This window comes from Actinocrinis sp. (assembly GCF_035650855.1).
In the GTDB taxonomy this organism is placed as follows: domain Bacteria; phylum Actinomycetota; class Actinomycetes; order Streptomycetales; family Catenulisporaceae; genus Actinocrinis.
Window position 1 is genome coordinate 1 of sequence record NZ_DASRGV010000234.1, and the last position, 8,642, is coordinate 8,642.

The window sequence follows — 8,642 nt, forward strand, 5'->3', positions numbered from 1 at the left end:
TGCGCCAGCTCCGCCGGCCGGCGCGGCGGCACCACGAGGCCGGTATCGCCGATCGCCTCGGGCACGCCGCCGACCTCGGTCCCGACGTTCGGCCGGCCGCAGGCCATCGCCTCGATCACGGTGAACGGCAGGCCCTCCGAGATGGACGACAGCACGACCACGTGTCCGGCCGCGTACGCCTCGCTGACCGCGTTGCACTGGCCTTCGAAGACGACTGACTCGCCGATGCCCAGCTCCTGTACGAGCGCGAGGCATTCCTCGTGGTACCACTCGCCGCCGGACGGAGGGCCGCCGAAGATCCGCAGCCGCGCGTTCGGCAGTTCGGCGAGGACCAGAGCGAAGCCGCGCAGCAGCGTGTGCAGGTCCTTGAGCGGGTCGATCCGGCCGACGAAGACGAGCGTCGGCTCCTCCGGCTCCGCCTGCGCCTGGGGAAAGCGTTCCGGATCGACGCCGTTGTACACCGTGCGCAGTTTCTCCGGATCCGCGCCGAGCCTTTTCTCCCACCGCTGGTTGTACTCGTTGCAGGGCGTGATGAGGTCTGCGTTGCGGTAGCCGGTCTCGCACAGTCGCCGGGTGAAGGCAGCGACGATTGCCTTTACGGGCCAGCCGAGGCGTTCACCGTGCAGGGCGAGGTACCGCTCGCGCAGGTACACACCGTGCTCGGCGATGATCAGCGGCGTACCGTGCGTCCACTTGGCAGCCAGGCCGACGAGAGCGGCCAGGCCGTTCGACACCGTGTGCGTGACGTCTGTTTCCGGCGGCCGGTAGGACAAAGGACGCAGCGCGTGCTCGATCAGGTCCAGCGCGGCCATCGCGTCGGCCAGTTTGAGCGCGGGACCGAGCCCGCCGTGGAACGGCTCCCAGCACTCCGCGAGCGCGGTGGTGACCGCGTCGGTGCGCAGTACCTCGCTGATGCTGACCGACTGGTGGGCCTGGAAGAACAGCTCGAACAGGGCCGCTTCGAAGGCCTCCGCGGCTCCGGGATCCTGGCTCAGCGCGGCTTCGAGCAGGGTGATCGCGGCGGCCGGGTCCGGGCGTTTGGCGAAGCGGCCGCGTTGGATCGGACGCTGTGCCGTCCACAGCGGAAGCAGGCGCAGCGAATCGACGTTGTCCGGTAACTCGTAGACGGCTGGTTCATGGCCGGTGGCGGAGAGCGCGACGACGTGAAAACGATGCGCCTTCAGCCCTCTGATCATTTGATCACACCAGACCGAGACGCCGCCGCGTACGTGTGGATACGTGCCCTCGGTGACGAGCAGGATCTCCACGGTTTCCGTCCCCCTCAAGTACGGCGCGGTGAATAAAGCAACCGACGGTGCCCACGCGAAGGTGGGTACGCGTTCGTGGGTCGCGTTGTGTGTGCGTGTGCGTGTGCGTGTGCGTGCTGTGCTGTCTAGCTGTGCTGGCGCGCATATCCGGGCGCGCCGAGTGCTCGGAGGTGGCTCCGAGCACTCGGCTTCATCGGTGTTCTGTCTGCGGCGCCGGTTCCGTCATGGGCGCCGGGTCGGGATTACAGGCCGGAGTAGCCCGGAAGCAGCAGGCTGAAGCCGCCGGCCGGGGACTTCTTGTACGCGGAGAGCTCTCCCGCGTACGCGGACCCGAACGCGGTGGCGCCCAGCGAACCGCCCAGCAGGCCGGGGTTCTCCGTCCCGTGAGGACCGGTGAAGGGCACGTACAGTCCGCTGGGTGCCGAGATGGTCACCTTGCTGCCCTGCACGTAGCCGGAGACGGTGCCCGCGGCGACCGCCGCCGCCCACGCCGACTGCTGCTGAAGGGTCTGGCCCTCCGCCGCGAGCGTCTGCTCGACGACCGGCGCGAGATTCGTGTACTCGGCCCGGTACTGGCCCAGGATCGAGTTCAGCGCCGGGTAGAGGATCCGGTCCTCCGCCAGGTTCGACTGGTGCACGTAGGTCGGGCGCGGGTCGTTGGCCATGATGTGGCTCAGCGCGATACGGGTCTCGGTCGGCACGATGTAGTCCGTGTACCCGGTGGTCGGGTTCAGCGGGCTGATGCAGGTCGAGGTCGGGTTGTTCTCGCAGATGCCGGAGCCGCCGTTGGCCGCCGAGGTGTAGACCCAGTTGTACTCGTTGATCTCATCCGAGACCGTCGCGGCGTTGTAGTACACGTTCATCGGGTGCCGCGGCACCGTCAGGGTCGTGCCGCCGGTGACGAGGCGCTGGTTCGGCTCGCGGGAGGCGTCGGAGCCGGTCCACGCGACGTGCTGCGCGGTCAGGCCCGGGCCGAGGTTCGGGTTGTCGACCGGCTGCTGCGGCAGCGTCGCCAGGCCCGAGTGCTCGCCGGTGACCAGCTCGGTCGCGTCCGTCGGGAAGCCCTTGGCCTGCGCCCAGGCCACGTTCTGGGAGATCTGGCTGGTGATGTCGGACTGCGGCACCCACACGATGTTCCCGCCGGCATCGGTCTGGCAGGACCACGGGATGGTGGTCTCGTTCTGCTGGCAGCCGAGGAACTCGTGCGAGTAGGTGTGGTTGACCCACTCGAACGCGGCCGACTTGTTCGCCTGCCAGGCGGTCAGCAGCGGGTCCGAACCGGTCGCAGCGACCTGGTCGTCCGAGCCGCCGCCGTTGTACAGCATGGTGAGCTTGTAGTTGTTCGCGCTCTGCCAGCTGGCCTGGTACGCCACGTCGGCCGGGGTCATCCGGCTCGGCGTGGTGTCCGGGGTGCCGGCCGGGCAGATCGAGTCGCCCGGCGTGCAGTGCCCGACCTGCGACCACTCGGAGTCCGGCAGGAAGGTGTCGTCGACGTCGACGGTGAAGTAGTTGCGGTCGTAACCGAAGTGCACGCCTTGTGTCGCCCAGGTGATGTAACCGTGCGCGAGCGCGAGGAACTGCGACTGGTTGGCGTTGTAGGCGAACGTGTTGATCAGTTCGTTGCGACCGCCCGCGGTGTATACGCCGGCCAGGACGCCCTGAGTCGTCGTGTTCGGGATGGTCATGGTGACCAGCGGATCGAACGTGGTACCGGTCGCCGGGTTCGGAGTGCCGAGGTACCCGTATGACTCGGAGACGGTCGGATCGATGTTCTCGAAGGGCACGTTGCCGTTCAGGTACGGGAAGGCCTTGGTCTTCCCGTCGCCGGTGATCGTGGCAGTCATCCCGTCGAGCGTTCCGGCGAACGTCGGCGCGTTCATGCCGACAGCCGCACTCGGGTAGAGGTAGGCGTCGACCTGGCGGATGGAGTACGTGGCCTCGTACGCGTTGAGCGCTGCGATCTCGGCGGCGGACAGCTGCGCGGGCGCGTTGTTCGGCAGCACGACGGCGTCGAAGTGCGCTTCGGGCGTCGTGCCCGCGGTTCCGGCCAGGAAGGCCGCGGTGAGCTGCTGGCGGCTCGCGTTGTTGAGGTCGACCGTGGTGTAGGGCACGCCCTCGGTGCCGAGTTCGGAGCGGATCGCTTCGACCGGGGAGGAGCCGTCGGTCACCACGAGCACGCGCAGGTCGATCCGGTCCCCGCTGGGGAAGGTCGTTGCCTGCACGCTGCCCGATTTGGCGATGGTGCCCTTGATCGGGCTCGCCGTGACCGTGTTCGGGCTGGTGGAGGAACCGGCGGTGGCCGCCTGGGAGACGACGGCCTGCAACGGAACGGCGGCGACGGCGCACAGCGTCGCGGCGGCGAGGCCGGACACCGGTCTGGTGTGGCGGTCCCCGCGCTGTTTGCGGGCATGGCGAAGCAAGGAGTTCCCCCCTGCGGTAGTTGTAGAAGTCTGAATTATCGGGCCGCGGCTCCGTGATTGTTTTTCACCGCGGCATCCACCCGTCTATTACGGTAGGGGAGCGGCGCGGCTGGCGTCCCATAAACAGGCCAGATTTTCATCCGAACGTATGGTTTTAGGTTACAAGTTCGACGCACACAAGGCGCGTTCGCACATGCAGCGGACGCGCTAGTCAGTACGTGCCAGCAGGACCGCGGGCCCTTAGACCCTGGACACGGCCAGCTCAGCCGGTTCGAATACGTGGGCGCGCGGCGCGCCCCGTGCGCGTCGCGAAATACTCATGAAATTGATATCGCCGTGTTTTGTACCGAACCTGTGTTCCGGAAAGGAATGATGTTCGAATAATCAGTGCCGCGCGGAGAGCCGTGCGCAGGCATTGAGCGGAATGGGCAGCCAGGACGGCCGGTTGGCCGCCTCGTAACCGACCTCGTAAACCGCTTTGTCGATTTCGAACGCGCGTAGTACCGCGGATTCCGCGCGCGGGTCGTAGCCGAGCACCTCGGCGTACCCGCGGCAGAACGCGTCGCGGTTGCGCGCCGCCCACTCGGCCGCCCGCGCGGTCATCAGCTCGGTGGCCGCCGCAGGCTGGTCGGCGAGCGTCGACATCGTGCCCAGCAGGTGGTGCGCCGCGTAGTCGAAGGAGCGCAGCATCCCCGCGATGTCCTTGAGCGGACTGGCCGGAGCGCGCCGCTCGGCCAGCGACCGGGTGGGTTCGCCCTCGAAGTCCAGCAGCACCCAGCCGGTGACGGTGCGCATCGCCTGGCCCAGGTGGTAATCGCCGTGCACCCGCTGCACCGGCAGCGGGCCGCCGAGCCCTGCGAGTCGGTCTATCGCTTCAGCCAGCCCCGGTGCGTACGGCCGCAGCTGCGGTACCTGACGCACCGTCACCTCCAGCTGTCGACGCATCCCGTCGGCAAGCTGCTCAAGCTCCTCCGGCTTGAGCCAGCCAGTCGGCAGCGTGGCGGCCAGAGCCCGGTGCACCCGCGCGGTCGCCATGCCGAGCCGGTGCGCCTCGGGCCCGAAGTCGGCCCCGGCCCGCGCCGCGGACACGTCGGGCTCGGCGGCGAAGAGATCGCGCACGCTGGTCAGCGCGAGCGCCCAGCCGTCCGTCGCGCTCGGCAGGAACGGCTGCAGGGTCAGCAGCGTGACCGGTTCGTCCAGCACCTGCCCGCCGAGGCGCCGCTCGCCAAGTCCTGCGCCGTCGAGCGCGCCGGCGTCGAACTCGGCCCAGCCGATCGGCGGCGCTATGTGCGGCGACTCGGCGACCGCGAGCGCCAGGCCGAGCTCCAGCTCCGGGCTGCGGCCGGGGGCCGGGCGGCGAAAGACCTTGGCGATGTACTGGTCGCCGTACACCAGCGAGGTGTTCGACTGCTCGCCGGTCAGCACGAGGGCGCGCAGGTCGGTGCGCAGCACCTGTCCGGCAAGCCGGTCGAAGCGCAGCGGACCGAGCGCGTCGCGATCCGCGATCCGCTCCAGCAGCCACCCGGCCAGGTGCGCGTCGTGCAGTCCGTCGTAGCAATGGCCGCCGAGCTCGGGTACCGCACTGTCCGGATCGCCGATCGCCGCGTGCCTTAGCCGATCAGGCAGCGAGCGCCGCGCGCCCACGAAGACCTGGTAGGTCTGCGGCACCTCGCCGTTGTCAGCTCCATCGCGGTACGTCACCTCGGCCAGCACGTGCCACAGCCGGACCTCCTCGCCGCCGTCGTCGGCGACGTCGGGCGCGGCCAAGCAGGAGGAAAGGACGACCGACTGGATCTGCCGGCCCTTGCCGCCGAACCAGCGTTGCTCGGGCAGCCAGCCGGCCAGCAGCTCGGCCAGCCGCTCGGTGGAGCGGCCGTCCAGAGCGGCGTGCGCCATGTCGATCGTCGACGTCATCGTCGGTCATCCTTTCGGCCGTCGCGTGGCTGCACCGAGCAGCGCCCTATCCGTGGGACAGCCCGGTACCGCGCCTCTTACCCTCCTTTCGGCGCGGTAATGGGTGCGCCGACGGTCCTCCCCGGACCGTTTCCCTCAGATCACGTCACGTCGCGCCGTGTCACGCCAGGTGATACCGAACCATGCCAGGTCACGGCCGCTGCAGCTTGAACCAGTAGAACCCATGACCACCCAAGGTGAGCAGGTAAGGCAGCTCGCCGATCTTCGGGAAGTGCACCCCGCCGATCAGCTCCACCGGCTCGATCGCCTGGTAGGCGCGCAGGTCCAGCTCGGTCGGCTGCGGGAAGCGGGAGAGGTTCATCACACACAGGACGAGATCTTCCTCGCCGCCGGTCGCGCGCGGGCCCTCGCCGGCCGGCAGCTCGCGGATGAACGCCAGCACCGAGGGGTTGGTCGAGCCGAGCTCCTGGAAGGTGCCCAGGCCGAAGGCCGGGTTCTGCCGCCGGATCTCGATCATCCGCTTGGTCCAGTGCAGCAGCGAGGAGGAGCTGGCCATCTGCGCCTCGACGTTGGTGGACTGGTACCCGTAGACCGCGTCCATGATCACCGGCAGGTTGAGTCGGCCGGGGTCGCAGGCCGAGAAGCCGGCGTTGCGGTCCGGGGTCCACTGCATCGGGGTGCGCACGCCGTCGCGGTCGCCCAGCCAGATGTTGTCGCCCATCCCGATCTCGTCGCCGTAGTACAGCACCGGCGAGCCGGGCAGCGAGAGCAGCAGCGCGGTGAACAGCTCGATCTGCCGCCGGTCGTTCTCCAGCAGCGGGGCGAGCCGGCGGCGGATGCCCACGTTCGCCTTCATCCGCGGGTCCTTGGCGTACTCGCTGTACATGTAGTCGCGGTCTTCGTCGGTGACCATCTCGAGCGTCAGCTCGTCATGGTTGCGCAGGAAGATGCCCCACTGGCAGTTCGACGGGATCGCCGGGGTCTGCGCCATGATCTCCGAGATGGGGTAGCGCGACTCGCGGCGCACGGCCATGAAGATGCGCGGCATCACCGGGAAGTGGAACGCCATGTGGCACTCGTCGCCGCCGATGCTCGGGTCGCCGAAGTACTCCACCACGTCCGCGGGCCACTGGTTCGCCTCGGCCAGCAGCACCGTGTCCGGGTACTCCTCGTCGACCATCTTGCGCACCTTCTTGAGGAACTGGTGCGTGCGCGGCAGGTTCTCGCAGTTGGTGCCCTCTTCCTGGTACAGGTACGGCACGGCGTCCAGCCGGAAGCCGTCGATGCCCAGGTCGAGCCAGAACCGCAGCGCCGCCAGCATCTCGGCGTGCACCTGCGGGTTCTCGTAGTTCAGGTCGGGCTGGTGGGAGAAGAAGCGGTGCCAGAAGTACTGCTTGCGCACCGGGTCGAAGGTCCAGTTCGAGGTCTCGGTGTCGACGAAGATGATGCGCGCGTCGGCGAACTGCTTGTCGTCGTCGGCCCACACGTAGTAGTCGCCGTAGGGCCCGTCGGGGTCGTTGCGCGAGGCCTGGAACCACGGGTGCTGGTCGCTGGTGTGGTTGACCACGAAGTCGATGATGACCCGGATGCCGCGGGCGTGCGCCTGCTCGACGAACTCGACGAAGTCGCCGAGGTCCCCGAACTCCGGCAGCACGTCGGTGTAGTCGGACACGTCGTAGCCGCCGTCGCGCAGCGGGGACTTGAAGAACGGCGGCAGCCAGATGCAGTCGACGCCGAGCCACTGCAGGTAGTCCAGCTTGCTCGTCAACCCCTTGAGGTCGCCGGTGCCGTCGTTGTTCGAGTCGTGGAAGGAGCGGACCAGAACCTCGTAGAAGACGGCCCGCTTGAACCAGTCCGGATCGCGTTCGCTCTTCGGAAGGTCCAGCGGAGAGTCTGATACCGGTTCGTTGACGATCACGGTCACTCCAGTTGTGCCGGGAGCACCATGTGGTGCGCGGATGAGGGTGGACTGCACACGGTCGCCGACCTGCCCGGGCTGCCGCGCCCCGGGCCGTGGCCCCGTGCCGCCGCGATCAGGGCCCTACCTGACCAGCGTGAGCACGTGGGCCGGCTGAGTGTGCGGGTCGAGCCGGACGTAGTTGTCCCGGCCCCAGTGGTACACCGCACCGGTCAGCTCGTCGCGTACGGTGAAGCGGTCGTCCCAGCCGAGGCCGAGCGCGGACAAGTCCAGGGAGACGGTGGCCTCGACCGTATTGTGCGGATCGAGATTGACGACCACCAGGACCAGATCAGCGGCTGTGCGCTTGGAGTAGCACAGCACAGCATCGTTGTCCGTGGAGTGAAATTTGAGATTACGTAACCCTTGCAGTGCAACATGTTCACGACGTAGGCCGTTGAGGCGGGTCAGGAACGGTGCCAGCGACCTGCCCTCCGCCTCCGCGGAGGCCCAGTCGCGCGGCCGCAGCTGGTACTTTTCCGAGTTCAGGTACTCCTCGCTGCCCGGCCGCACCGGGACGCTCTCGCACAGCTCGTAGCCTGAGTACACGCCCCAGGTCGGGCTGAGCGTGGCGGCGAGGACCGCTCTGATCTTGAAGCCCGGGCGCCCCGAGTACTGCAGGTACTCGTGCAGGATGTCCGGGGTGTTGACGAACAGGTTCGGGCGCAGGAAGGGCGAGGAGACCTCGGCCAGCTCGGTCAGGTACTCCTGAAGCTCCTGCTTGGTGTTGCGCCAGGTGAAGTACGTGTACGACTGGTGGAACCCGACCTTGGCGAGGGTGTGCATCATCGCCGGGCGGGTGAAGGCCTCGGCCAAGAAGAGCACGTCCGGGTCAGTGGCGTGGATCCGGTCGAGCAGCCGCTCCCAGAACAGCACCGGCTTGGTGTGCGGGTTGTCGACCCGGAAGATGCGCACGCCGTGGCCCATCCACAGCCGCAGCACCCGCTCGCACTCCTCCAGGATCGCGGGCAGCACGCCGGGGCCGTCGAAGTCCAGCGGGTAGATGTCCTGGTACTTCTTGGGCGGGTTTTCGGCGTAGGCGATCGTCCCGTCGGCCCGGGTCGTGAACCACTCGGGGTGCTC

The 8,642-nt window shown here is 68.2% G+C and carries 5 protein-coding genes; all 5 read right to left on the reverse strand.

From position 1 onward, the window contains the following. Positions 1-1,268 (reverse strand): GT4 family glycosyltransferase PelF (pelF, locus tag VFB40_RS17150; RefSeq protein WP_324851807.1); only part of this gene is annotated, 1,268 nt, incomplete at its 3' end. Between the two features lie 242 nt (positions 1,269-1,510). Then, positions 1,511-3,640 (reverse strand): hypothetical protein, encoded by a 2,130-nt coding sequence (locus VFB40_RS17155; RefSeq protein ID WP_324851809.1) that lies wholly within the window; start codon positions 3,638-3,640, stop codon positions 1,511-1,513. Positions 3,641-4,072: 432 nt separating this feature from the next. Beyond that, the gene (locus VFB40_RS17160; RefSeq protein ID WP_324851811.1) at positions 4,073-5,602 is read right to left on the reverse strand and encodes a maltokinase N-terminal cap-like domain-containing protein; all 1,530 of its coding nucleotides are present in this window, start codon (positions 5,600-5,602) and stop codon (positions 4,073-4,075) included. A 190-nt stretch (positions 5,603-5,792) separates the two neighbouring features. Next, positions 5,793-7,520: a maltose alpha-D-glucosyltransferase gene (gene treS, locus VFB40_RS17165; protein WP_324851813.1), complete on the reverse strand. Its 1,728-nt coding sequence runs from the start codon at positions 7,518-7,520 to the stop codon at positions 5,793-5,795. Positions 7,521-7,643: 123 nt separating this feature from the next. Then, positions 7,644-8,642, reverse strand: a 999-nt coding sequence (locus VFB40_RS17170) for an alpha-amylase family protein (protein ID WP_527249199.1), incomplete at its 5' end; no start/stop codon positions are given.